The 22,904-nt window shown below is 72.8% G+C and carries 19 protein-coding genes and 1 tRNA gene; 14 read left to right on the top strand and 6 right to left on the bottom strand.

Annotation, left to right across the window (positions count from 1 at the left end; all coding sequences use genetic code 11):
• Positions 1-61 precede the first annotated feature (61 nt).
• Positions 62-2,641 carry an ABC transporter permease gene (locus ACFYWG_RS29120; RefSeq protein ID WP_389204151.1) on the bottom strand — a complete coding sequence of 860 codons (2,580 nt, stop codon included), beginning with the start codon at positions 2,639-2,641 and terminating at the stop codon, positions 62-64.
• Positions 2,638-3,426, bottom strand: coding sequence for an ABC transporter ATP-binding protein (locus ACFYWG_RS29115; protein ID WP_385412270.1), 789 nt, complete (start codon positions 3,424-3,426; stop codon positions 2,638-2,640). Before ACFYWG_RS29115 ends, ACFYWG_RS29120 begins: the two co-directional genes overlap by 4 nt.
• Positions 3,427-3,868: 442 nt before the next feature.
• Here ACFYWG_RS29115 and ACFYWG_RS29110 point away from each other — a divergent pair, with 442 nt between their 5' ends.
• The 4 genes from ACFYWG_RS29110 to ACFYWG_RS29095 all read left to right on the top strand — a co-directional run bounded on the left by ACFYWG_RS29110 (position 3,869) and on the right by ACFYWG_RS29095 (position 8,107).
• Positions 3,869-5,362 (top strand): MFS transporter, encoded by a 1,494-nt coding sequence (locus tag ACFYWG_RS29110; RefSeq protein ID WP_389204150.1) that lies wholly within the window; start codon positions 3,869-3,871, stop codon positions 5,360-5,362.
• 20 nt (positions 5,363-5,382) lie between these two features.
• Entirely contained in the window at positions 5,383-5,907 is a 525-nt protein-coding gene (locus tag ACFYWG_RS29105) for a GNAT family N-acetyltransferase (RefSeq protein ID WP_383501716.1), read from the top strand.
• Positions 5,908-6,062: 155 nt separating this feature from the next.
• A complete protein-coding gene (locus tag ACFYWG_RS29100; RefSeq protein WP_383501719.1) occupies positions 6,063-6,497 on the top strand; it encodes a DUF485 domain-containing protein in 435 nt (144 codons plus the stop codon).
• A gap of 29 nt (positions 6,498-6,526) precedes the next feature.
• Positions 6,527-8,107 (top strand): cation acetate symporter, encoded by a 1,581-nt coding sequence (locus tag ACFYWG_RS29095; protein ID WP_385412833.1) that lies wholly within the window; start codon positions 6,527-6,529, stop codon positions 8,105-8,107.
• 107 nt (positions 8,108-8,214) lie between these two features.
• On the opposite strand, the gene ACFYWG_RS29090 is transcribed toward ACFYWG_RS29095, so the two are convergent.
• The 3 genes from ACFYWG_RS29090 to ACFYWG_RS29080 form a co-directional block, all read right to left on the bottom strand.
• Positions 8,215-9,099 carry a cellulose-binding protein gene (locus ACFYWG_RS29090; protein ID WP_389204149.1) on the bottom strand — a complete coding sequence of 295 codons (885 nt, stop codon included), beginning with the start codon at positions 9,097-9,099 and terminating at the stop codon, positions 8,215-8,217.
• 244 nt (positions 9,100-9,343) lie between these two features.
• Entirely contained in the window at positions 9,344-12,301 is a 2,958-nt protein-coding gene (locus ACFYWG_RS29085; RefSeq protein ID WP_389204148.1) for an SUKH-4 family immunity protein, read from the bottom strand.
• Between the two features lie 7 nt (positions 12,302-12,308).
• On the bottom strand, positions 12,309-13,343 hold the full coding sequence (locus ACFYWG_RS29080) for an SMI1/KNR4 family protein (RefSeq protein WP_376332385.1): 1,035 nt from the start codon (positions 13,341-13,343) through the stop codon (positions 12,309-12,311).
• Between the two features lie 379 nt (positions 13,344-13,722).
• Between ACFYWG_RS29080 and ACFYWG_RS29075 the strand changes: the two genes are divergently transcribed.
• Positions 13,723-14,298 carry a YwqJ-related putative deaminase gene (locus ACFYWG_RS29075; RefSeq protein ID WP_383501729.1) on the top strand — a complete coding sequence of 192 codons (576 nt, stop codon included), beginning with the start codon at positions 13,723-13,725 and terminating at the stop codon, positions 14,296-14,298.
• A gap of 79 nt (positions 14,299-14,377) precedes the next feature.
• On the top strand, positions 14,378-14,872 hold the full coding sequence (locus ACFYWG_RS29070; RefSeq protein ID WP_376332382.1) for an SUKH-3 domain-containing protein: 495 nt from the start codon (positions 14,378-14,380) through the stop codon (positions 14,870-14,872).
• Between the two features lie 23 nt (positions 14,873-14,895).
• Here the strand turns inward: ACFYWG_RS29070 and ACFYWG_RS29065 are convergent, their stop codons facing one another.
• Positions 14,896-16,194 (bottom strand): histidine kinase, encoded by a 1,299-nt coding sequence (locus ACFYWG_RS29065; protein WP_383501733.1) that lies wholly within the window; start codon positions 16,192-16,194, stop codon positions 14,896-14,898.
• Positions 16,195-16,361: 167 nt separating this feature from the next.
• Here ACFYWG_RS29065 and ACFYWG_RS29060 point away from each other — a divergent pair, with 167 nt between their 5' ends.
• From ACFYWG_RS29060 to ACFYWG_RS29025, 8 genes are all read left to right on the top strand, one after another.
• On the top strand, positions 16,362-17,222 hold the full coding sequence (locus ACFYWG_RS29060; RefSeq protein WP_389204147.1) for a hypothetical protein: 861 nt from the start codon (positions 16,362-16,364) through the stop codon (positions 17,220-17,222).
• A gap of 14 nt (positions 17,223-17,236) precedes the next feature.
• A tRNA-Gln gene (locus ACFYWG_RS29055) sits at positions 17,237-17,309 on the top strand.
• Between the two features lie 134 nt (positions 17,310-17,443).
• Entirely contained in the window at positions 17,444-18,892 is a 1,449-nt protein-coding gene (gene glmU / locus ACFYWG_RS29050) for a bifunctional UDP-N-acetylglucosamine diphosphorylase/glucosamine-1-phosphate N-acetyltransferase GlmU (RefSeq protein ID WP_376332376.1), read from the top strand.
• A gap of 135 nt (positions 18,893-19,027) precedes the next feature.
• Positions 19,028-20,008 carry a ribose-phosphate diphosphokinase gene (locus ACFYWG_RS29045; RefSeq protein WP_376332374.1) on the top strand — a complete coding sequence of 327 codons (981 nt, stop codon included), beginning with the start codon at positions 19,028-19,030 and terminating at the stop codon, positions 20,006-20,008.
• Positions 20,009-20,192: 184 nt separating this feature from the next.
• On the top strand, positions 20,193-20,789 hold the full coding sequence (locus tag ACFYWG_RS29040; protein WP_376332373.1) for a 50S ribosomal protein L25/general stress protein Ctc: 597 nt from the start codon (positions 20,193-20,195) through the stop codon (positions 20,787-20,789).
• A gap of 69 nt (positions 20,790-20,858) precedes the next feature.
• Complete coding sequence (gene pth / locus ACFYWG_RS29035) at positions 20,859-21,461, top strand: aminoacyl-tRNA hydrolase (RefSeq protein WP_376332371.1); 603 nt, start codon at positions 20,859-20,861, stop codon at positions 21,459-21,461.
• Between the two features lie 54 nt (positions 21,462-21,515).
• Positions 21,516-22,007: a hypothetical protein gene (locus ACFYWG_RS29030; protein WP_389204146.1), complete on the top strand. Its 492-nt coding sequence runs from the start codon at positions 21,516-21,518 to the stop codon at positions 22,005-22,007.
• A 135-nt stretch (positions 22,008-22,142) separates the two neighbouring features.
• A complete protein-coding gene (locus ACFYWG_RS29025) occupies positions 22,143-22,856 on the top strand; it encodes an LPXTG cell wall anchor domain-containing protein (protein ID WP_389204145.1) in 714 nt (237 codons plus the stop codon).
• The last annotated feature ends 48 nt before the right edge of the window (positions 22,857-22,904 follow it).

The following is a 22,904-nucleotide window of genomic DNA, read 5'->3' as shown; positions in this document are numbered from 1 at the left end:
TGGACCTCCCGGCGCCGGGCCCCCGCAACCCCCGTGTGCGGTGGTTCTCGGCGGCGGCCCGCTACTCCGTCGCGATGGCGTTCAGCACGTTCATCCGGCCCGCGCGGAAGGCCGGGACCAGGGCCGCGAACAGGCCCACGAACGCCGAGCCGATGAAGACGCCGATGATCGTCGGCCAGGGGATGTCCAGGACCATCAGGCCCTCCAGCTCCAGCAGCTGCTGGGCCGTGGCGCCCCAGCCCATGCCCAGGCCGAGGCCCAGCAGGGCGCCGAAGAGGGCGATGACGACCGACTCCATGCGGATCATGCGGCGCAGCTGGCGGCGGGAGAGGCCGATCGCCCGCATGAGGCCGATCTCCCGGGTGCGCTCCACCACCGACAGGGCCAGGGTGTTCACCACGCCCAGGACGGCGACGACGATCGCCAGGGCCAGCAGGCCGTAGATCATGTTGAGCAGCTGGCCGATCTGGTCCTTCAGGGCTTCCTTGTAGTCGGTCTGGTCGCGCACCTTGTACTGCGGGTAGTCGTGCAGCGCGGACTTCAGCGACGCGTAGGCGGCGTCCTGCCTGCCCTCCTCGGCCGAGGCGAACAGCAGGGTGTTCAGCGGCATCTTGTCGGCCGGGACGTACTTGGCCATCGTCGAGACGGACGTGTACATCGCGCCCGCGTCGATCACGACGTCGCTGCTGGTGATCGCCCGGACGGTCAGGTCGGCGGTCCTGCCGTCCCGGAAGGCCACCCGCACCTTGGAGCCGAGGGTGATGCGGTGGTCCTCGGCGAACTTCTCGTGGACCGACATCGAGTCGGGCTTATAGGCGTCGGTGAGCTTGCCGGCCACCGTCTCGGTGCGCAGGTCGGTCGCGTAGGACGGGTCGGCCGCCGTGATGGCGGTGTCCTCGAGGGTCTTGCCGTCGGGGGTGGTGAAGTCGGCCTCGGTCCACTTGTACTCGGTGACCCGCTCCACGTCCGGGGCGGACTCGACCGCCTGGACCGCCTGCGGGCTGATGAGCTGGCCGCGGTCGGACTGGATGATGAAGTCGGTGCCGACGGTCTTGTCGAGCTGGTCGGTGGCGGAGGCCACCATGGAGGAGCCGACCACGGACAGGCACGCCACCAGGGCGAGGCCGATCATCAGGGCGGCGCCGGTCGCGCCGGTGCGGCGCGGGTTGCGCAGGGCGTTGCGCTCGGCCATGCGGCCGACGGGGCCGAACATGCGCAGCAGGAGCGCGCCGAGGACGCGGACCACCGCGCCGGCGAGCAGCGGGCCGACGACCACGAAGCCGATGAGCGTCAGCACCACGCCGAGGCCGAGCCACAGCGATCCCTCGGTGGCCTTGTCGGCGGCCGAGGCCAGGAAGAGGCCGAAGGCGCCCGCTGCGGTGAGGACGGTGCCGGTGATGCCGCGGATCCAGCCGGCCTTGGCGTCGGCGGGGGCGCCCGCGTCGCGCAGGGCGGCCATCGGGGAGATCTTGCCGGCGCGGCGGGCGGGCAGGTAGGCGGCGAGCACGGTGACGATCACGCCGAGGACGAGACCGACCACGGGGGTCGTCCAGGCCACGGTGAGGTCGTCGGTGGACAGCTCCATGCCCATCTGGCCCATGAGCTTCATCAGGCCGACGGCGAGGCCGACGCCCGCACCGACGCCGAGCAGCGAGCCGACGAGACCGAGCAGCAGCGCCTCGGCGAGCACGGAGCGGTTGACCTGCTTGCGGGAGGAGCCGATGGCCCGCATCAGGCCGATCTCCCGGGTGCGCTGGGCGACCAGCATGGAGAAGGTGTTGATGATCAGGAAGATGCCGACGAGGAAGGCGATCCCGGCGAAGCCGAGCATCGCGTACTTCATGACGCTCATGAAGCTCTCGACGTCCTTCTGGTTGGCGTCGGCGGTCTCCTTGGCCGTCTTGACCTGGTAGCCGCCGCCGAGTTCGGCCGCGACGTTCTTCTTCAGCTGCGCGTCGCTGACGCCGGCGGCCGCGGTGACGTTGATGTTGGTGTAGACGCCGCTCTCGCCGACCAGGGCCTGCTGGGCGGTCCTGGTGTCGAGGTAGAAGAGGGCCGCGCCGGGGTTGGTGACGGTGAAGTCGGCGATGCCGGAGATCTTCGCGGTGTGGTTGCCGACCGTGGAGAGCACGGCGATCTCGTCGCCGAGCTCCAGGCCGTGCTTGTCGGCGGTGTCGGCGTCGACCATGATCTGGCCGGCGCCGCGGGGGGCCGCGCCGGAGGTGATCTCCATGGTGCGGGCTTCGTTGCGGTTCCAGCTGCCGACGATGGTCGGGGCGCCGCTGGAGGGCGACAGGCTGTCCTTGTCGGCGTCGACGACCGTCACCGAGGTGGAGAACACGGTGCCCTCGGCGGACTTCACGCCCTGGGCCTTGCGCACCTCGCCGAGCACGGAGGCCGGCATGACCGGCGGCTTGCCGTTGTCGGCGGTGGTCTCACCGGTGTCGGAGGCGCCCTTGGCGCTCACCGTGACGTCGGAGGAGGTGGCCGCGAACAGCTTGTCGAACGTGGTGGACATGGTGTCCGTGAAGACGAGCGTGCCGCAGACGAAGGCCACGGACAGCAGGACGGCGATCGCCGAGAGGGCCATGCGCCCCTTGTGCGCGAGGAAGTTGCGCATCGAGGTCTTCAGGACGGTCATGACGTGCGCCCCCGGGCGTCGAAGTCCTTCATGCGGTCCAGGACGGCCTCGGCCGTGGGCTTGAGCATCTCGTCGACGATGCGGCCGTCGGCGAGGTAGAGCACCCGGTCCGCGTAGCTGGCGGCGACGGGGTCGTGGGTCACCATGACGATGGTCTGGCCCAGTTCGTCGACCGAGCGGCGCAGGAAGCCGAGGACCTCGGCGCCGGCGCGCGAGTCGAGGTTGCCGGTGGGCTCGTCGCCGAAGATGATCTCGGGCCGGGCGGCGAGGGCACGGGCCACGGCGACGCGCTGCTGCTGGCCGCCGGAGAGCTGGGTCGGCCGGTGCCTGAGCCGGTCGGCGAGGCCCACGGTCTCCACCACCCGCGTCAGCCACTCCTTGTCGGGCTTGCGGCCCGCGATGTCCATGGGCAGCGTGATGTTCTCGATGGCGTTGAGCGTCGGCAGCAGGTTGAACGCCTGGAAGATGAACCCGATCCGGTCCCGGCGCAGCTGCGTCAGCTTCTTGTCCTTCAGACCGGTGATCTCGGTGTCGTCGAGGTAGATCTGACCGCCGGTGACGGTGTCGAGCCCGGCGAGGCAGTGCATCAGCGTGGACTTGCCGGAGCCCGAGGGGCCCATGATCGCGGTGAACTGGCCGCGTGCGATGTCCACGTCGACGTGGTCGAGGGCGACGACCCGGGTCTCTCCGGACCCGTACGCCTTGACGACCTGCCGCGCCCGCGCGGCTACGGCCGTACGCCCTCCAGTACCCCCGTGCCTGGGAATGGTCACAGCCGAAGTCACGGTATGTCTCCTATGTCGGTCAGCAGTTGGTGAAGGCGGTTGCCGGGCCGGCGGCCGCTGGTGCGGTGCCGGGCCGGGCGGTCCGTCCGACGTGTTCCAAGTCTCGCGGCGGGGAGGGGTCGTGCGCCCTGGTGTCCAGCGCAGTCTTCTGCTGAGGAAAACCCCACCCCCGACGGTGGGCCCACCGCCCCCCCGGCGGCGTAAAGCCAGGTTAAGGACGAGCCCTTCGCCCTCTCGTCCTCCGCCGGTACGAACCCTCCCCAGGTCGTAGTACGGAGGTACCCCTAGGGGCAGTCCACCGTGGGGTGGAGGCCGTCTCAGGGTCGGCTCCGCCTGTCGGCCCACTCAGCCTCCACCCTCCCGCGACGTCAGGGTCAAGTGGGAAGCTGTCGGGCGGCAGATAGGTGCAAGGGGCAGGCAGAGTCGAGGGGGAGGGGCCGGGGTGGGGAGCACCAGTTCCGCGGCGCGTGAGACGGCGGCGCCCGTGGCGGACCGGGGGCGGTCGGCCGTCGTGGCGGCCCTGATGCTGTCGATGGCGCTGGCGGCGCTCGACGCGACCGTCGTGTCCACCGCCGTGCCGCAGATCGTCGGGGACCTCGGCGGGTTCTCCGTCTTCTCCTGGCTGTTCTCCGGCTATCTGCTGGCCGTCACCGTCACCCTGCCCGTCTACGGCAGGCTCTCCGACACCTTCGGCCGCAAGCCCGTGCTCGTCGTGGGCTCGGTGCTGTTCCTGCTGGGGTCCCTGCTGTGCGCGCTGGCCTGGAACATGGGGGCGCTCATCGCCTTCCGTGTCGTGCAGGGCCTGGGCGGCGGCGCGTTGCAGGGCACCGTGCAGACCCTCGCCGCCGACCTGTACCCGCTGGAGGACCGTCCGAAGATCCAGGCGAAGCTGTCGACGGTGTGGGCGGTGTCCGCGGTCGCCGGCCCGGGCCTCGGCGGAGTGCTCGCCGCGTACGCGGACTGGCGGTGGATCTTCCTGGTCAACCTGCCGATCGGCGCGGTCGCGCTGTGGCTGATCGTGCGTCACCTGCACGAACCCGAGCGGGATCCGGTGCCGCACGCGCGCGTGGACCGGGCGGGCGCGCTGGCGGTGTTCGCCTGCGGCGGGGTGCTGCTGACGGCGCTGGTGCAGGGCGGGGTGGCCTGGCCGTGGCTGTCGCCGCCCTCGCTCGGCCTGTTCGGCGCGGGACTGGCCCTGGCCGCGGTCGTGGTGCTGGTGGAGCGCCGGGCCGCGGACCCGATCATCCCGGGGTGGGTGTGGCGGCGCCGGACGATCGCCGCGGTCAACCTGGCCCTGGGCGCGCTGGGCCTGCTGATGGTCGCGCCGACGGTCTTCCTGCCCACCTACGCCCAGTCGGTGCTGGGCCTGGCGCCCGTCGCGGCCGGGTTCGTGCTGTCGGTGTGGACGCTGAGCTGGCCGGTGTCGGCCGCGCTGAGCCAGCACGTGTACCGGCGGATCGGGTTCCGCGACACCGCGCTGCTGGGCATCGGCGCCGCCGCCCTGGTCCTGTTCGCGTTCCCGTTCCTGCCCTACCCCGGGCACGCCTGGCAGCCCACCGTGCTGATGCTGCTGCTCGGGGCCGCGCTGGGCCTGTTCCAGCTGCCGCTCATCGTCGGGGTGCAGTCGACGGTGGGCTGGGCCGAGCGCGGCACGGCGACCGCCTCGGTGCTGTTCTGCCGTCAGACGGGCCAGACGATCGGCGCGGCGGTCTTCGGCGCGGTCGCCAACGGAGTGCTGGCGGCCCGGCTCGGCGGCTCGGGCGACCTCGACTCGGTGACCAGGGCGCTGGACGGGGGTGTGGCGCCGCAGGCCACCCGGCGGGCCATCGCCGACGCGGTGCACGCCGTCTACCTGGGCGCGGCGGGGGCCGCGGCGCTGGCGTTCGTGCTGCTGCTGCTCCTGGCGCCCCGGAAATTCCCGGTGCTGAAGGACTGACCCTCTCTACCCTCGCGGTCATGGTGACCCTGGAACCGCTGCGGGCGGACCACGCGCACGCGCTGCTGGCCTTCGAGCGGGAGAACCGGGCGTACTTCGCCCGCACGGTCCCGGACCGCGGCGACGCCTATTTCACCCCCGAGGGCTTCGCCGCACGGCACCGGGCGCTCCTGGCCGAGCAGGACGCGGGCGTGTGCCGTTTCCACGTGGTCCTCGCGGACCGGGGGGAGATCGTCGGGCGCGTGAACCTGATCGACCTGGCGGACGGCGGCGCCGAGGTCGGCTACCGGGTGGGCGCACGGGCGGCGGGCCGCGGGGTGGCGACGGCGGCGGTCGCCCAGGTGTGCCGGCTGGCCGCCACCGCGTACGGGCTCCGCACGCTCACGGCGCTGACGCGATGGGAGAACTCCGCGTCGCGGACCGTCCTGGAACGCAACGGCTTCCGCCGCGTGGGGGTCGCTTCCGTCGACGGCGGGCCCGGACTCCGTTACGAGCGGCGGGACTTGGGCGCGGTGCCACCGCCGAGGCCCGGATCCGGGGGTTAACGCGGGTAACACCCGAGGTCACGCAGGTGAGCACGTACCGACCAATCAGTTTGTCCAAACCCTCGCGCTCCCCCGGTACTCCGCAGTAGCGTGCGGGGCCGCCCGCCCCCAACTCCCTGCCGTTCACCGGACCCGACCCCGCAAGGAGCCCCGGGATGTCCTACGACCCGCCGCCCTACCCGCCGTACCCACCGCCCGACTCGTCCCCCTCCTACGACACCTACCCGTGGGTGCCGCGGCGGGAGCCCGAGCCGGCCGGGCGGCACATCCGGCGCCACGCCCCCCTCGGGCAGCACAGCGACCTGAGGCTCCTGCGCAGCGCCTACCGCTGGCAGCGGCGCGTGGCCACGCTCACCGCACTCGGCTACTTCGTGCTGTTCCTGCTCCTGTCGGCGTTCGCCCCGTCGCTGATGACGGGCACCGTCACCGACGGCCTGCCCACCGGCCTGCTGCTGGCACTCGTGCAGGTGCCCGTGACCTGGCTGGCCATCGCCCTGTACGAGCGGACCGCCCGCAGCCGCGTCGACCCGATCGCGGACCGGATCCGCAGGCAGACCGCGCTGGACGCCAAGCGGGAGGGCGCGCTGTGAACACCGACTTCAGCGGCAACGCCCAGGCCATGTCCCTGGTCGGCTTCTCCACCGTCGCCACGATCACCCTGCTGCTGTGCGTGATGACCGGCCCGGACCGCGACGACCTCGACGAGTTCTACACCGGCTACAGCTCCCTGTCCCCCATGCGCAACGGCCTGGCGATCGCCGGCGACTACATCTCCGCCGCCACCGTCCTCGGCACCGGCGGCGTGATCGCCCTGTTCGGCTACGACGGCACCGTCCTGGCCCTGAGCACCGCGCTGTCGCTGATGCTGCTGATGTTCCTGCTGGCCGAACCGCTGCGCAACGCGGGCCGGTTCACCATGGGCGACGCGCTGACCCGGCGGGCGCCGGGCCGCGCCGTGCGGATCGCGGCCTGCGCGGTGACCCTGGCGGCCCTGGTGCCGCTGATGCTGGTCCAGCTGGCCGGGACCGGGCAGCTGATGGCGTTCATCCTCGGCTTCTCCGGCGAATCGCTGCAGACCGGCTGCATCATCGGCGTCGGCGCCCTGATGATCAGCTACGCGGCGATCGGCGGCATGAAGGGCACCGCCCTCATCCAGATCCTGAAGATCGTGCTGCTGCTCGGCTCCGGCATGGTCGTCGCGGTGCTGATCCTCCACCGGTTCGACTGGGACCCCGGGGCGCTGTTCGGCGCCGCCGCCGCGGGCAGCGGCGTGGGCTCGGCGTTCCTCACCTCGGGCCTGCAGTTCGCCGGCGGCCCCCACCCCGACCTGGACATGATCACCGCGCAGCTCACGGTGGTCCTCGGCGGCGGCGTCCTGCCGCACGTCACCATGCGCATGTACACCGCCTCCAGCGCCCGGCAGGTACGCCGTTCGATGTCCTGGGCGGTGTCCGGAGTGGCGCTGTTCGTGCTCGTCATCACGGTGATCGGCTTCGGTGCGACCGCCCTGGTCGGCCGGGCCGTCATCGCGAAGGTCGATCCGCAGGGCAACACGGCGTTCCTGCTGGGCACGCAGGCCGCGTTCGGCGCGGAGGTGTCGGCGGCGGAGACGTTCCTGTTCACGACCGTCACCACCGCCGTCTTCCTGACGCTGCTCGCCTCCGTCGCCGGCATGATCCTGGCCTGCGCCAACTCCCTGGCGCACGACGTGTTCGCGGCCCGCGTGCAGGAGATGTCCCCGCGCCGCGAGATGACCCTGGCCCGGCTGTCGGCCCTGGCCGTGGGCATCCCCGCGATCGCCCTGGCCACCCAGGTCCAGCACCGCAGCCTCCAGCCGCTGGTGACGCTGTCGTTCTGCCTGGGCGCCTCCGCCATCGCGCCCGCGCTGGTCTACAGCCTGTTCTGGCGGCGCTTCACGCGAACGGGCCTGCTCAGCACGCTCATCGGCGGTTCGCTGGCGGTGCTGCTGCTGATGCCGGGCACCAACCTCGTCTCCGGCTCCCCCGTGTCCGCCTTCCCCGAGGCCGACTTCAACTGGTTCCCGTTCACCACCACGGGCCTGCTCTCCATCCCCCTGGGCTTCGCCTGCGGCTGGCTCGGCACGCTGGCCTCCGGCCACCGCAAGTCGGAGGAGCAGCGCCACCAGTACGAAGCGGTCGAGGGCCTGATCCTGGCGGGCGCGGGACGCAAGGACCCCTGACCCGCACGGCACGGCGGTCCGCACGGACCGCCGTGCCGCACCCGTCGGGCGGCCGACCGACGGCCGGGCCCCTCAGCCGGGCCTCCGGTCGGCCGGAGCCCAGTCGCTCACCGGGCCGCCTGGCCCGACCACGCCGTCAACCGGGTGTGGACGTGGTCGATGTGCCGGCGGACGGCGTCCCCCTGCTCCGCGTGCTCGCGCAGCACCCGCTCCGTCTCCTCCTCCAGCGCCGCGGCCCGCTCACGGGCCCGCTCCACCGTCTGCGCGGCGCACACGCGCGCCTCCTCCGCCAGCCGCCGGGCCTCCTCCTCGGCCTCCGCGAAGGCCCGCTTCGCCTCCGACAGCGCGCTCTCGGCCCGCGCGACCGCCTCCGAGCCGTCCGCGTCCAGCCCGGCCGCGCAACCGGCCCGCGCGCGCTCCGCCTCGGCCCACCGCTCGGCCCGTTCCTTGTCCTGCTCGGCCAGCATCCCGGCGGTGCGCTGCCGCACCTCGCGCAGCGCGGCCCGCGCCTCGCCGCGCTGCTCGTCCGCCTCCCGCCGGGCCGCGCCCAGGATCTCGTCGGCCTCGGCGCGCGCCGCCAGCAGCCGCTGCCGGGCCCGCTCGTCGGCCTCGGCGCGCACCGTGTCGGCGTACGCCTGCGCCTCGCCCCGCACGCCGGCCGCCGCCTCCCGCGCCTTCCCGACGCGTCGGCGCGCCTCACGCCGCGCCCCCTCGCGGACGGCGGCGGCCTCCTCCTGCCCGAGGGTGAACAGCCGCCGGGCCCGCTCACCGAGCGACGCGTAGGACTGCGGCACCAGCCGGGCCACGGTGTGCCGCAGCCGGGCCAGTTCGTCGTCCATCCGCCGGGCGAGCATCGTCAGCCGGGCGGCCTCCTCCCAGGAGGCGTCACGGTCGGCGCTCAGGGCCCCGGCGTACGCGTCGGCCTGCTCGGGACGGTAGCCGCGTCCCCGCACAGCCGTGAAGCCGTGGGGCGACACCGGTGCGCTCCTCATCCTGGGACCCCTCTCCACCACACGGACGCGACGTCCGACGCGGCATATGCCTGTGTCGCGCACATCTTGGTGGATTTGCCGCAAAGGTGCACAACGCGACACTCCGCACCGAGGTCACGGGACCGCCGGCAGCGGGGACAGCAGGGCTCGCGCGCCCCGGGTCCGCACACGAAAGAGCCGGGCCCCGTCGCATCTCCCGCGACCGGGCCCGGCTCCCTCCGCACACCTCAGCGGTGACGGCGCCTCACAGCAGTCCGTCCCACATCTGCTCCAGCAGCACCGACCACCAGCTCTCGGGCGACCCCAGCGCCGCCGGGTCCAGCGCGGCCAACTGGGCCTGGAAGTCGACGGTCCAGCGGCCCGCCTGCTCCTGGTTCAGCCCGAACCTGAGCCGCCACATCCGCCCCAGCAGCGCCAGGCACCGCGCGAACTCGGGCAGCCCGGTGTTCACGAACTGCGGCGGTACGGGCGCACCGCCCGGTCCGGCCTCCACCGGCACCGCGACGATGTTCGCCGTGCCGTACTGCACGCAGATCGCCTTGCCGAAGTCACTGCCCATCACCAGGTAGGACCCGGCGTCCGCCGCCGGCTGCACACCGCGCTCGGCCGCCAGCTCCGCCAGCGTCGGCACGGGCCGCCCGGGCTGGGCCTGCGCCCAGAAGAACGGGCCCATGTCCAGCGGCAGACCGGCCACCACCAGGGTGTGCGCCACGACCGGCGGCACCCCCTGCCGGGAGACGGCGGCCTGCTCGAACCGGAACACCCCCGGCCCGAACGCGGCTGCCAGCTCCTGCGCGACGGCCTCCGGCGGGACCGGCGGCGCCGCCTGCACCGGCGGCAGCGGAGCACGCACCGGCGCCGGGCGCGCGGGCCCGTCCGCCACCTGGTGCAACTCGCCCTGGTGGGCCAGCAGTTGCTGCATGCCCTGCTGCCGGCTGGCGTGGTCCGTGCCGTAGGGCGCGATCGAGGCGATCCGCGCCTGCGGCCACTGCTCGCGGATCATCCGCGCGCAGTAGGCACCCGGCAGCTCGCACGACTCCAGCTCCGTGTGCAGCTCCAGCACCTGGTCCGGGGGCACGTTCATGGCCCGCAGCTCGTGGAAGATCTGCCACTCCGGGTGCGGCGTGCCCGGCGCCGAGCGCCGGATCAGCTGCTGCTCGGAACCGTCCTGCGCGCGGTAGCGCAGCACGGCCTGGTAGCCCGGACCGACCGTCGGCTGCCCGGCCGGCTGCTGCGGATACCCGTAGCCCTGCCCGGGCACCGGCTGACCGGGCGGGGGCACCGCGCCGGGCGGCATCGCCCCGTGCGGCACCGGCGGGACGCCGGGCGCGCCCGGGGCGGCGGGCGGCGCACCGGGGGCCTGCGGAGGCGGAGGCACACCGGGGCCGGCCACCGGGGGCGCGGCCAGCACGGTCTCCGCGTGGTGCACGGGACCCGGAGCGCCCGGAGCACCGGGGACGCCCGGGGCGGCGGGAGGGTGCGGAACACCGGGCCGGTGCGGGGCACCGGGAGGCTGGGGCGCACCCGGCGCACCGGGCCCTGCCTGGGCCCCCGGCGCTCCCGGCGCACCGGGAGCCGCGGGCGGCTGCGGGACCCCCGGGCCGGCCAGCATCGTCGCCGCGTGGTGGACACCGCCGGGGGGCGTACCCCCGGGGGCCCCGGGCGGCTGCGGAGCGCCGGGCGCGCCCGGCGGCTGCTGCGGAGGCTGCGGCGCCCCCGGACCCTGCGCGGACCCGGCACCCGAGGAGCCACCGGGGACACCGGGAGCCGAAGCGGCCGGTGCCTGCGGCCCGTCCGGGCCCAGCGCCGACACCATCTGCGTCGGCACGTACGCGCCGCCCCCGGGCGTTCCCGGAGCCCCGGGACCCGACGGCGCGGCAGGACCGCCCGGCCGCGCGCCCGGCGTACCCGGGGCACCCGGCGGAGGCGGCGTGGAAGGGCCGTCGCCCCGGCCGCGGCCCGGCGGCGGGGCCGCCTTGCTGGTCGCCGCGTCGGCGATGTCCCCGGCGTTCGGCGCGAGCGGCCGCCCGGGCACGGACCCGGCGGCGCCCTGCGCGTTCCCGTACGGCGCCCCGCCCGACGTGGGGGCGGGCGCAGGCGTGCTCCCGTGCGCCACCCCGGCGGGCGGCGTCCCGTAGGGCACCCCGCCGGGCGGCGTCCCCTGCGGCGCACCCGGACCTGCGGGCCCGCCGGAGGTGGCCGCGGGTCCACCAGGAGCGGCAGGTCCCGCGCCCGGCCCGGACGGGTACCCGTACCCGGGCCCACCGGAAGCCCCGGCGCCCTGCGCGTTCGGGTCGCCGAGCGCCGGCGAGACAGCCGTCGGCGGCAGCCCGCTGCCGCCCGACATCAGGGTCGTGCGGGCCTCGGGCGCCGCCGACGGCGGCGGCGCGTCGTCGTCGCTCCCGCTCAGCGGCGGCGCGAACACCGTCGCGGGCAGCGGCACCGAACGGTCGTCCCCCGCGTCGGCGTTGGTGTCCGTACCGGCCCAGGGCGTCGCCCCGGCCGGCGTCTCCGGCCCACCCGCCGACCCGGACGGACCCGGGTCCGTCCCCGCGTCGCTCCCCCCGGCGGCCGGCCACGCCGTACCGCTCCCGGGCGCCACGGGCGCACCCTGCGCCGCGGCGGGGACATCGGCGGGCGGGGCGTCGGCGGGCTCCGGCGGTGCCGACGGCCCGGCGCCCGACGCCGGCGAGGACGCGGCCCCGGCGGCGGCCGCAGCAGCCGCGTCCGCCCCCGCCCCGGAAGCAGCCCCGGGCACCGAACCGGCACCCGCCACCGCACCGGAAGCCGGGACGGCCGACGAAGACCCGCCCCCGCGCCGGTCCGGAATGCCCATCCGGTCCGCCGCCTCCTGCAACCACTCCGGCGGAGTCAGCAGGAACGACGTCTGGTTCAGATCCACCCGCGCGGGCGCCGCCGGAGCCGGCTCCTCAGCCCCGTCCGTACGGCCGTACTCCTCCTCGTACCGGCGGATCACCTCGCCCACCGGCAACCCGGGCCACAGCGTCGCCTCGCCGCTGTCCCGCGCGATCACCAGCCGCTGCCCGCCCCCGTCGGAGCGCGGCCCGTCCGCACGGTCCTCCGCCCACACCACGAACCCGAGGTCGAACTCCCGCACCCGCACCTCACGATGCTGGTACGACGGCACGTCCCCGTTGATCCACTCCTCGGCGCGCTCCTGCGCCTGCGCGAAGGTCACCATCGCCGAGTCACTCCCCCACCGCCGGGGACGACACCGCGCCCACCGGCACCACACGCGCGAACCCGCCGTCCACCATCAGGTCCGCCACCGTCTCCAACTCCGGCGGATTGCCCGCCAGCCGCGACAGGAAGTCGTCGAAATCGTCCCCGCACGGCAGCAGCAGCCGCTCCACCCGCTCCGCCGGCGGCAGCGACGGATCCACGTCCCGCGCGTCGTCGTAGGCGCAGAACCACACCGAACCGATCCGCTCGCCCTTCACCTTCACCGCGAGCAGCCCGCCCTGCACGAACGAGACACCCAGGTAGTCCTTCGTCAGATGGTCACGCAGGCACTTGTTCACGTACACCAGGTCGTTGACCGCCGCCTCGTCGCGCACCGTGAAGAACGGCTGGTCCACCAGCAGCCCCAACTCCGCGTCCAGGGCCGCGCCCACCGGCGCACAACCGCCCGCCGCCTTCAGGAACGACCGGTACGCACCCGGCAGCCGGTACCCGAGGTCCTCCTCGACACCCTGCACCTGCGACTCGGTCACCGCCACACCCGACTTCGGCAGCCCGAAATGCGCCGGACGCGTCTCCTGCAACGGCCGCGTCCCCCGCTTGGACTGGTCCACGCCCGACGTCGCCACCCCGCCGTGATGCCGCAGCAGCGCCTTCACCTCGACCGGGACCAGCTCCAGCCGCCGCGTGTCCACCACGTGGTGCCACGTCCAGCCGTGCGGCGTCGCCACCGCCGGCACCGTGTCCCACAACTCGTGCCCCGACGCCGCCAGCGCCGTGTTCGCCGACACGTAGTCCGTCAGCCGCAACTCGTCGACACCGAAACCCTCCGGCGGCTCCGCGATCTCCGCGGCCGCACGCGCGTAGGGCGAGAAGTCGGGGTGACCACGCTCGTCCACCCGTACCCCCCGCGGGTGACGGGCCGCCCGCACCGGATCCGGGAAATGCACGACCTGCCCGGCGTAGGCCGCGTTCGGCGGCGCTGCGTGTCCCCCGGCCTGGCGGCCGGGAGGCGCCCCCAGCCCGAGCCGACCTGTCGTCATGGCGGTTGCCCCCTGCGGCACTCTGTACGACCCGTATTGACCACCCTTGGCGCACTACGGCCCGTATCGACTGTCACGTCTTCTGATGCGACTTCCTGCACGTCACTGCGTCCCCGGCCGCCGCGGATCACCCTTCTGGTCCATTGCATCGAACCCCGAACGGATCACCGCATCGACCGCGGTGCCGACAGCCTATGCGGTACGACGACACCGGTCACCGGCACCGGTCGCCGCCCCCCGGCGCGCCCGTGACCCCCCGTCACCCCACCGTCACGACACGCCCCGCTCCTGGCGTGTCGCCCCGCCCCAGCTTCCGCAGCAGCCACGGCATTTGGCACCCTGTGACCTTCCGGGGGGATGCACGGAGGGGAATACGATCATGAACGCGACACAGACGGGACCACACACCGGCAGGCCCGCCGGCCACCACGACGGCGACCCGCGGGGCGGCATCCCGCACCCCGCCGACCCCCGAAGCGGCGACCCCCGCATCGGCTGGAGCGCCACCGCGACAGCCCACACCCCCGCCCTGCGCCACCGCCGCGACGGCATCCTCCCCACCGTCGCCGCCGCCCTCTCCGTCCGCGGCACCACCCTCACCGGCACCGCCGCCCGCGGCGACACACCCCCCGCCCTGCACCCCCTCGTCCAGGACTTCCTCGACACCCTCCCCAGCGCCCAGCGCGACCGCTTCACCGGACGCTGCGCCGAGACCATCCTCATCTCCCGCCACATCGCCGCCGCCGACGCCGCACGCAGCAAACGCGCCGCACGCAAACCCATGACCAACGGCGAAGCCCGCAAAGCCCTCAAGCACGCCAAACTCACCGCCCGCCGCATCCGCGAGGACGGCGACCCCCTCCACGGCAGCTTCGCCACCCCCTGCCGCGCCTGCACCGCCCTCAGCGCCCACTTCGGCGTCCGCATAGTCGACCCCGCCGACCAGAACGCCTGACGCGCCCACGGCCCCGGCCCCCCACACCCCGGCGCACCCGGCACGCGCCACCCCGTCACCACGACGAGACAAAAGGCAGATGCACACCGACCGCACCTCCACCACCCGCTTCGCCGTACCCGTCGACGCCGCCCTGCGCGCCGCCGGCTGGCAACCCGGACGCTGGGACATCAAACAAGCCGAGATCTGGGCCGACACCCTGCGCGACCACGTCTCCCCCGCCGGCCACCGCCACACCGTCTTCCCCGCCGCCGTGGAAGCCTGGGCCGAATTCGGCGGCCTCCACATCACCCCCACCGGCCCCGGCCGCCAGGTCGCCCCCGCCACCCTCCACCTCGACCCGCTGCACGGCCTCCACCTGGCCCGCACCCTCGGCGACCTCGGCCGCGCCCTCGACACCGAGGTCTGCCCCCTCGGCGCCGAGACCGACACCCACGCCCTCCTCGCCATCGACACCGACGGCCGCGTCTACACCCTCGACCACACCGGCGACTGGTACCTCGGCACCGACATCGACCAGGCCCTGGCCACCCTCGTCGCCGGCACCGCACCCACCCGCCTCACCACCCACTGACCCGGATGCCACGGCCAACCGGGCTACGACGCCGGAATCACCGCCGACACCCGGAAACCCCCCGCGTCCGTCGGCCCCGACACGAACACCCCGCCCAGCGCCGACACCCGCTCCTTCATCCCCACCAGACCGTTCCCCCCGGACGGCAGCCGCGCCGACGACGCCGCCTCCTCGGGCGGCTCGTTCTCCACCTGCATCGCGATCTCCGACACCCGATGCGCCAGCCGCACATACGTCTTCGCCCCCGCCGCGTGCTTGTGGACGTTCGTCAACGCCTCCTGCACCACGCGATACGCCGTCTGCTCCACCAACGGCGCGTACGACCGCACATCCCCCTGCACCGACAGATCGACCACCATCCCCGCCGCGGCCGACTGCCCCACCAGCTCCTCGATCTCCGCCAGACACGGCCCGTCGTCGTCCGCCGCCCGCGACGCCGCCGCAGCCGCCGCGGCCCCCACCGCCGCCAGCGGCACCGACGCCGCCCGCTCACGCCGCTCGTCCCCACCGCTGCGCAGCACCCCGAGCATCTCCCGCAACTCGGTCAGCGCCTGCCGCCCCATGTCCCCCACCAGCGCGGCGTTGCGCACCGCCTTCTCCGGATCCTTCCGGGCCACCGCCTGCAACGCCGCCGCATGCACCACCATCAGACTCACCCGGTGCGCGACCACGTCGTGCATCTCCCGCGCGATCCGCGTCCGCTCCTCGTTGCGGGCCCACTCGGCCCGCTCCTCCGCCCGCTCCGCCAGCAACTGGAGCTCCCGCTCCAGACTGTCCGCACGCTCCCGCAGGCTCTCCATCAACCGCCGCCGCGCCCCCACGTACAGACCCAGCAGCACCGGGGGCGCGGTGAAGCCCAGCGACATGGTGATCGCCGCGAACGGCACGAACCAGTCGCCCAGGTCCAGATCCCCGCGCGCCATGTCCTGCCGCGTCTTCACGAACGTCACGATGAGCGTCCCCACCAGCGACATCCCCGCCAGCGAGGCGATGATCCGCCGGGGCAGCTCGGCCGCGGCCAGCGTGTACAGGCCGACGACGCCCATCATCAGGCCCATCTCCGCGGGCGTGATCGCGATGGCCACCAGCACGACCGCGATCGGCCACCGCCGGCGCACCAGCAGCACGGAACCGGCCAGCGCACCGAAGACGACCCCCGCCGCCACCGGAATCCCGGCGTCCCTCGCGAACGGGATCCCCTCCAGCGCGCACTCCAGCGCGGACACCGCGGCCAGACTCACGTCGAACACGGCACTGCGCCGTCTGCCCCACCACCACGGCCCTCCCCGGGCCGTCACATGGTCTTCCCCCGTCGCGGTCATGCCCCCAGCCTAAAGGCGCCTCCCGCCGGTTTTCCGGTGAGTTTCCCGGACTCGCCCGCACCACACGCGGTGACCGTTCGGCTGCGGATCCACCCGATATCCCTCGAACTGCTGAACCACACACCGTTCGACCCCGGAGCCTCCCGTTCCGCCCGGACGGTATGCGTATGGCACATGCGTCGAGCAAGTACGCGGACTTCGAGTCCCTGCGCGAGAGGGCGATCGCCCTGCGCCGCCGGGGCCTCTCCCTCCGGCAGATCCGCGACGAGCTGAAGATCCACAACAACGACCTCCTCAACCGCCTGGTCAAGGGCGAGCCGCCACCGGCCTGGACAAAACGCCCGAACGCCAAGGACGACCTCCGCGAGCGAGCCAGAGAGCTGCGCCTCCAGGGCTGGACGTACGACCGCATCGAGGCGGAGCTGGGGTGCTCCAGGAGTTCCGTCTCGCTGTGGGTGCGTGACCTTCCGAAGCCCGAACCGCGTTACACACCGGAGGAGCAGCGGGCCCTGATGCAGGCAGGTCTCGCTCGGCTGCGGGCCACGCAGAACGAAGAGCGTGAGCGGACCAGGGAGAACGCCGCGCAGGAGGTCGGAGAGCTCACGGAAAGGGAGCTGTTCCTCGCCGGCGTCGCGCTGTACTGGGCCGAGGGCTCCAAGAGCAAGCCGTACGACCGGCGCGAGCGGGCCATCTTCGTCAACAGCGACCCCGGGGTGATCCAGGTCTACCTCGCCTGGCTCGACCTGCTCGGCGTGGAACGTCCGCGGCTGGGCTTCCGGGTGCTCATCCATGAATCGGCCGACGTGGAAGCCGCTCACCGCTTCTGGGCGGGTCTGGTCGATGCCGACCCGTCGGTCTTCGCCAGGCCGACGCTGAAGAAGCACAACCCGAAGACCGTGCGCAAGAACACCGGTGACGACTACCGCGGCTGCCTCGTCGTCACCGTCGCGCGAAGTGCCGATCTGTACAACCGTGTCGAGGGCTGGTGGCGCGGCATCGTTGCCCACGCTCAAGCCCGTCTCCGGTAAGGTCTGAGGCGCTGTCCCCCGTGGTGTAACTGGCAGCACACTGGTTTTTGGTACCAGCAGGACAAGGTTCGAATCCTTGCGGGGGAGCCCATGACAGGCATCGCCTCGGTTCGGGGTCCCACCGGATCAACACCGGTCGGACCCCGCACCCATGCCCCCGGAAAAACCCCCCGGTATCCTGCGGATGACACCCCACCCCATCCACAGCCGAAGGGCATTCCGTGAGCGCCAACCGCCCGGCAGCCGTCGTCGTTCTCGCAGCGGGTGAGGGCACCCGTATGAAGTCGGCCACACCCAAGGTCCTGCACGAGCTCTGCGGCCGCAGTCTCGTCGGCCACGTCCTCGCCGCCGCCGGCGAGCTGGACCCCGAGCACCTGGTCGTCGTGGTCGGCCACGCACGGGAGAAGGTCACCGCCCACCTGGGCGAGATCGCCCCCGGCGTCCGCACCGCCGTGCAGGCCGAGCAGAACGGCACGGGGCACGCCGTACGGATGGGCCTGGAGGAGCTGGGCGGGTCGGTCGACGGGACGGTCGTGGTCGTGTGCGGGGACACCCCCCTGCTGACCGGCGCGACGCTGCGGGCGCTGTCCGGGACGCACTCCGCCGACGGCAACGCGGTCACCGTGCTGACCGCCGAGGTGCCGGACGCGACGGGCTACGGCCGGATCGTGCGGGACGACGCCTCGGGTGCGGTCACCGCCATCGTCGAGCACAAGGACGCCACCGACGCGCAGCGGTCGATCCGGGAGATCAACTCGGGGGTGTTCGCGTTCGACGGCCAGCTGCTGGCCGACGCGCTGAAGAAGGTGCGCACGGACAACAGCCAGGGCGAGGAGTACCTGACGGACGTCCTGGGGATCCTGCGGGAGGCCGGGCACCGGGTCGGGGCGTCGGTGGCGGGTGATCACCGTGAGATCGCGGGGATCAACAACCGTGTGCAGTTGTCCGAGGCGCGGCGGATCCTGAACGACCGGTTGCTGACGGAGGCGATGCTCGCGGGGGTGACCGTCGTCGATCCGGCGACGACCTTCGTCGACGTCACCGTGACGTTCGAGCAGGACGCGGTCGTCCATCCGGGCACGCAGCTGCACGGCTCGACGCATCTCGGCGAGGGCGCGGAGGTCGGGCCCAACTGCCGGCTGACCGACACCCGGGTGGGTGCGGGGGCGCGGGTGGACAACACGGTGGCCTCGGGGGCCGAGGTGGGTCCGGGGGCGAGCGTCGGTCCGTACGCGTATCTGCGTCCGGGGACGCGGCTGGGGGCGAAGGGCAAGATCGGGACGTACGTGGAGACGAAGAACGCCTCGATCGGTGAGGGGACGAAGGTGCCGCATCTGTCGTACGTGGGGGACGCGACGATCGGTGAGTACACGAACATCGGTGCCGCGAGCGTGTTCGTGAACTACGACGGCCAGGAGAAGCACCACACGACCATCGGTTCGCATTGCCGTACGGGCTCGGACAACATGTTTGTGGCGCCTGTCACGGTGGGGGACGGTGCGTACACCGCCGCGGGGTCCGTGATCACGAAGGATGTGCCGGCGGGTTCGCTGGCCGTGGCCCGTGGTCAGCAGCGGAATATCGAGGGTTGGGTGGCTCGCAAGCGTCCGGGGAGCGCTGCCGCGAAGGCGGCGGAGGCGGCTTCCCGGGGGTCGGCCGAGGAGGGCTGACCGGAAACCGATGCCTCAAACACGGCGTACGGTGATAAGTGCACACCCGCACCCCCACCAGCTGAGACGGCCTCCGGCAAGCCGGCTGCGAGGTCTCTCGACACCCAGCTGCGACACCTCTGAGGAGACAGTGCTGTGACCGGGATCAAGACGACCGGCGAGAAGAAGTTGATGTTCTTCTCCGGCCGCGCCCACCCCGAGCTTGCCGAGGAGGTCGCCCAGCAGTTGGGTGTCGGGGTCGTCCCGACGAAGGCCTTCGACTTCGCGAACGGTGAGATCTATGTGCGTTACCAGGAGTCGGCGCGTGGTGCCGACTGCTTCCTGATCCAGAGCCACACGGCTCCGATCAACAAGTGGATCATGGAGCAGTTGATCATGATCGACGCGCTGAAGCGTGCGTCGGCCCGCTCCATCACGGTCATCGTGCCGTTCTACGGTTACGCGCGGCAGGACAAGAAGCACCGTGGGCGTGAACCGATCTCGGCGCGTCTGATCGCGGACATGATGAAGACCGCGGGCGCGGACCGGATCCTGACCGTGGATCTGCACACGGACCAGATCCAGGGCTTCTTCGACGGTCCGGTGGACCACCTGTTCGCGCTGCCGCTGCTGGCGGACTACGTGGGCCGGAAGGTGGACCGGGAGAAGCTGACGGTGGTGTCCCCGGACGCGGGCCGTGTGCGGGTGGCGGACCGCTGGTGCGACCGGCTGGGCGCGCCGCTGGCGATCGTGCACAAGCGCCGGGACAAGGACGTCGCGAACCAGGTCACCGTCCACGAGGTCGTGGGTGAGGTGAAGGGCCGCGTGTGCGTCCTGGTGGACGACATGATCGACACGGGTGGGACGATCTGTGCCGCGGCGGACGCGCTGTTCGCGCACGGTGCGGAGGACGTGATCGTGACGGCGACGCACGGTGTGCTGTCGGGTCCGGCGGCGGACCGGCTGAAGAACTCGCGGGTGAGCGAGTTCGTGTTCACGAACACGCTGCCGACGCCGGGTGAGCTGAGCGCGGACATGGACAAGATCTCGGTGCTGTCGATCGCGCCGACGATCGCCAGGGCGGTGCGTGAGGTGTTCGAGGACGGTTCGGTGACGAGCCTGTTCGACGAGCAGTAGGGATCGCTGCGGAGATCGTTTTGGGTGCGGCCTCCCTTGCCGAGTAGACTGCTGCAGTTGCTCGGCGAGGGAGGCCGTTTCCCGTGTGTTGGCGGGATTGCGGCGGTCCGTTATCGACGCGCTCTTCGTAGCAGGCCGTTCGTGGCCGGGTGACCACGTCCGTTTCTGACTATGAGGAGTGATCATGTCCGAGGTGAAGATCGCCGCCGAGACGCGCACCGAGTTCGGCAAGGGTGCCGCGCGCCGTATCCGTCGTGAGGACAAGGTTCCCGGCGTGCTGTACGGGCACGGTTCGGACCCGCTGCACCTGACCCTGCCGGGTCACGCGCTGCTGCTGGCGCTGCGTACGCCGAACGTGCTGATCGCGCTGGACATCGACGGCAAGACCAACGAGCTGGCGATCCCGAAGTCGGTGCAGCGCGACCCGCTGAAGGGCTTCCTGGAGCACGTGGACCTGCTGCTGGTCAAGCGCGGCGAGAAGGTCACGGTGGAGATCCCGGTGCAGACCGAGGGCGAGCTGGCTCCGGGCGGCAACCTGCTGGAGCACGTGCTGAACGCGCTTCCGGTCGAGGCCGAGGCCACGCACATCCCCGAGGGCGTGACGGTGTCCGTGGAGGGTCTGGAGGCCGGTGCCTCGATCCTCGCGAAGGACATCCAGCTGCCCAAGGGCACGACGCTGGCCGTCGAGGAGGACGCCGTCGTCCTGCAGGTCCTGGCCGCGCAGGCCGAGGAGGCCCCGGAGGGCGAGGAGTCCGCTGAGGAAGAGGCCGCCGAGGCCTGATCCTCTGCGTCGTCGTTTCGTCGGCCGCTGTTCCCGTGCGGGGCAGCGGCCGACGCGTATGAAGGAGACATGGACGTGACGACCGATGCGGCCGCTCCGTGGCTGATCGTGGGGTTGGGCAATCCGGGGCCGGAGTACGCGGGGAACCGGCACAACGTGGGCTTCATGGTGGCCGATCTGCTGGCCGAGCGGATCGGGGGGAGGTTCAAGCGGGCCGGGAAGGCGCAGGCGCAGGTGGTCGAGGGGCGGATCGGTCCGCCGGGGCCGGCGAACCGGCGGGTGATCCTGGCGAAGCCGATGTCGTACATGAACCTGTCGGGCGGGCCGGTGAACGCGCTGCGGGACTTCTACAAGGTGCCGGTGGCGCATGTGGTGGCGGTCCATGACGAGCTGGACATCGACTACGGGGTGCTGCGGCTGAAGCTGGGGGGCGGGGACAACGGGCACAACGGGCTGAAGTCGATGACGAAGGCGTTCGGTGCGGACTACCACCGGGTGCGGTTCGGGATCGGGCGGCCGCCGGGGCGGATGCAGGTGGCGGACTTCGTGCTGAAGGACTTCTCGTCGGCGGAGCGCAAGGAGCTGGACTATTTCGTGGACCGGGCGGCGGACGCGGTGGAGTGTCTGGTGATCGACGGTCTGGAGCGGGCGCAGAGTACGTACAACTCCTGACTTGTCACCCGGCGAGGTTGACGGGTTGTTCAGGCATGGCCAATGATCCCGGCCATGCCTGCCCATGCCCTGCCCTCCCGCCCGGTGTCGGCCGTCGCGCTGCGGTTCGGCCGGTTCGCCGTGATGGGCGCGATGGCGGTGCTGATCGTGGTGGCGGGGGTGTGGGCGTCGTGGGGGACGGCGCAGCACGTGATGCTGACGAAGGGCCGGGAGCGGGGCACGGTCGAGGTGACGCGGTGCGGTCGGGAGATGTGCTCGGGCCGGTACGCGCCGCTGTCGGCGGGGTCGCAGCCGCGGTCGCGGGTGGTGCTGGAGAAGTCGGTCGCGGTGGAGCAGGGCCGGACGTACACGGTGGTGCTGAAGCCGGGTGGTGAGCACGCGGTGCGTTCGGGTCCGGCGGGGGTGCTGTACGCGTGGATCCCGCTGGGTGGCGCGTTCCTGCTGGCGTCGGTGGTGGTGGCGGGTGGTCTGCTGCGGTCGCGGGCGGCGTGGGTGCTGGCGGTGTCGGGGGTGGCGTTGCTGACGGCGGCTTTCGTGACGGTCTGAGGGGTCGGGGCGTTCTCCAGGTCTGTGGAGGGGCCCGAGTGTTGTGTGTTCGTGATTGACGTGCTGTCGGGCCGGGCTGGAAGCTGAGCCGCCCCCTCCACATCTTCCCGTCACTTCTCGAAGATGGATTTCCCGATGCGAACCCTCTCCCGCCTCGGCGCTGTCTGCGCCACCGCTTCCGCGGCCCTCCTGCTCGCTCCCGCCGCGCACGCCACCCCGCCCGGGGACAACGGCACGGTCAAGATCCATGACGCCGCGACGGGCGAGGAGCTGCGCCGCAACGAGCCGCATGTGTGCACCTTCTACCTGGACGCCTTCGGTTTCGACGGCGGTCAGCAGGTCGACTGGCGCATCGACGCCATCCCGCCGAGCGAGAACAAGGGGCAGACGGTGAAGTCGGGCGCGCTGGCCTTGGACGGCGAGGGCCACGGCCGGAGCGAGGATCTGTCGCTGCCCGACGGTCACTACAAGCTGTTCTGGAACTTCGACGGCGAGAAGGGCGCGGCGAAGCACAAGGTGTTCTGGACGGACTGCGAGGACGAGGAGCCCGGCGGTGGGGTGCCGTCCGGGTCGGCGTCCGCGTCGCCGTCGGGGACGCCGTCCGCGTCGCCGTCCCCGGGGACGTCCGGCGCGCCGTCGGGTGAGCCGGGCGGCCCGTCCGCGTCGGCGTCCGCCGGTGCGCCGGGGGGTGGGGGTGCGTCGTCGCCGTCGCCGCAGGGTTCCGCGGGTGGTGACCTGGCGGAGACGGGCGCCGGTGCGCCGGTGGGTCTGCTGTCGGGCGTGGCGGCGGTGCTGCTGGCGGCGGGTGGTGTGCTGGTGTTCCGTCGCCGGAGCGCGCGGCGCGGCTGAGGTGTGGACGGCACCGTGCCCCCGGGTCCTTGCGGGTCCGGGGGCACG

It is taken from the genome of Streptomyces sp. NPDC003456, assembly GCF_042878735.1.
Lineage (GTDB): Bacteria > Actinomycetota > Actinomycetes > Streptomycetales > Streptomycetaceae > Streptomyces.
The sequence above is the reverse complement of the archived record's forward strand: the minus strand, read 5'-3'. Positions and strand labels throughout refer to the sequence as shown.

Bases quoted from the DNA above. Each gene is read 5' to 3' on its own strand.
- ACFYWG_RS29120 (WP_389204151.1), bottom strand. From the start codon at position 2,641: ATGACCGTCCTGAAGACCTCGATGCGCAACTTCCTCGCGCACAAGGGG.
- ACFYWG_RS29105 (WP_383501716.1), top strand. From the start codon at position 5,383: ATGGTGACCCTGGAACCGCTGCGGGCGGACCACGCGCACGCGCTGCTG.
- ACFYWG_RS29100 (WP_383501719.1), top strand. From the start codon at position 6,063: ATGTCCTACGACCCGCCGCCCTACCCGCCGTACCCACCGCCCGACTCG.
- ACFYWG_RS29095 (WP_385412833.1), top strand. From the start codon at position 6,527: ATGTCCCTGGTCGGCTTCTCCACCGTCGCCACGATCACCCTGCTGCTG.
- ACFYWG_RS29090 (WP_389204149.1), bottom strand. From the start codon at position 9,099: ATGAGGAGCGCACCGGTGTCGCCCCACGGCTTCACGGCTGTGCGGGGA.
- ACFYWG_RS29085 (WP_389204148.1), bottom strand. From the start codon at position 12,301: ATGGTGACCTTCGCGCAGGCGCAGGAGCGCGCCGAGGAGTGGATCAAC.
- ACFYWG_RS29080 (WP_376332385.1), bottom strand. From the start codon at position 13,343: ATGACGACAGGTCGGCTCGGGCTGGGGGCGCCTCCCGGCCGCCAGGCC.
- ACFYWG_RS29075 (WP_383501729.1), top strand. From the start codon at position 13,723: ATGAACGCGACACAGACGGGACCACACACCGGCAGGCCCGCCGGCCAC.
- ACFYWG_RS29070 (WP_376332382.1), top strand. From the start codon at position 14,378: ATGCACACCGACCGCACCTCCACCACCCGCTTCGCCGTACCCGTCGAC.
- ACFYWG_RS29065 (WP_383501733.1), bottom strand. From the start codon at position 16,194: ATGACCGCGACGGGGGAAGACCATGTGACGGCCCGGGGAGGGCCGTGG.
- ACFYWG_RS29060 (WP_389204147.1), top strand. From the start codon at position 16,362: ATGGCACATGCGTCGAGCAAGTACGCGGACTTCGAGTCCCTGCGCGAG.
- ACFYWG_RS29040 (WP_376332373.1), top strand. From the start codon at position 20,193: ATGTCCGAGGTGAAGATCGCCGCCGAGACGCGCACCGAGTTCGGCAAG.
- pth (WP_376332371.1), top strand. From the start codon at position 20,859: ATGGACGTGACGACCGATGCGGCCGCTCCGTGGCTGATCGTGGGGTTG.
- ACFYWG_RS29030 (WP_389204146.1), top strand. From the start codon at position 21,516: ATGCCTGCCCATGCCCTGCCCTCCCGCCCGGTGTCGGCCGTCGCGCTG.
- ACFYWG_RS29025 (WP_389204145.1), top strand. From the start codon at position 22,143: ATGCGAACCCTCTCCCGCCTCGGCGCTGTCTGCGCCACCGCTTCCGCG.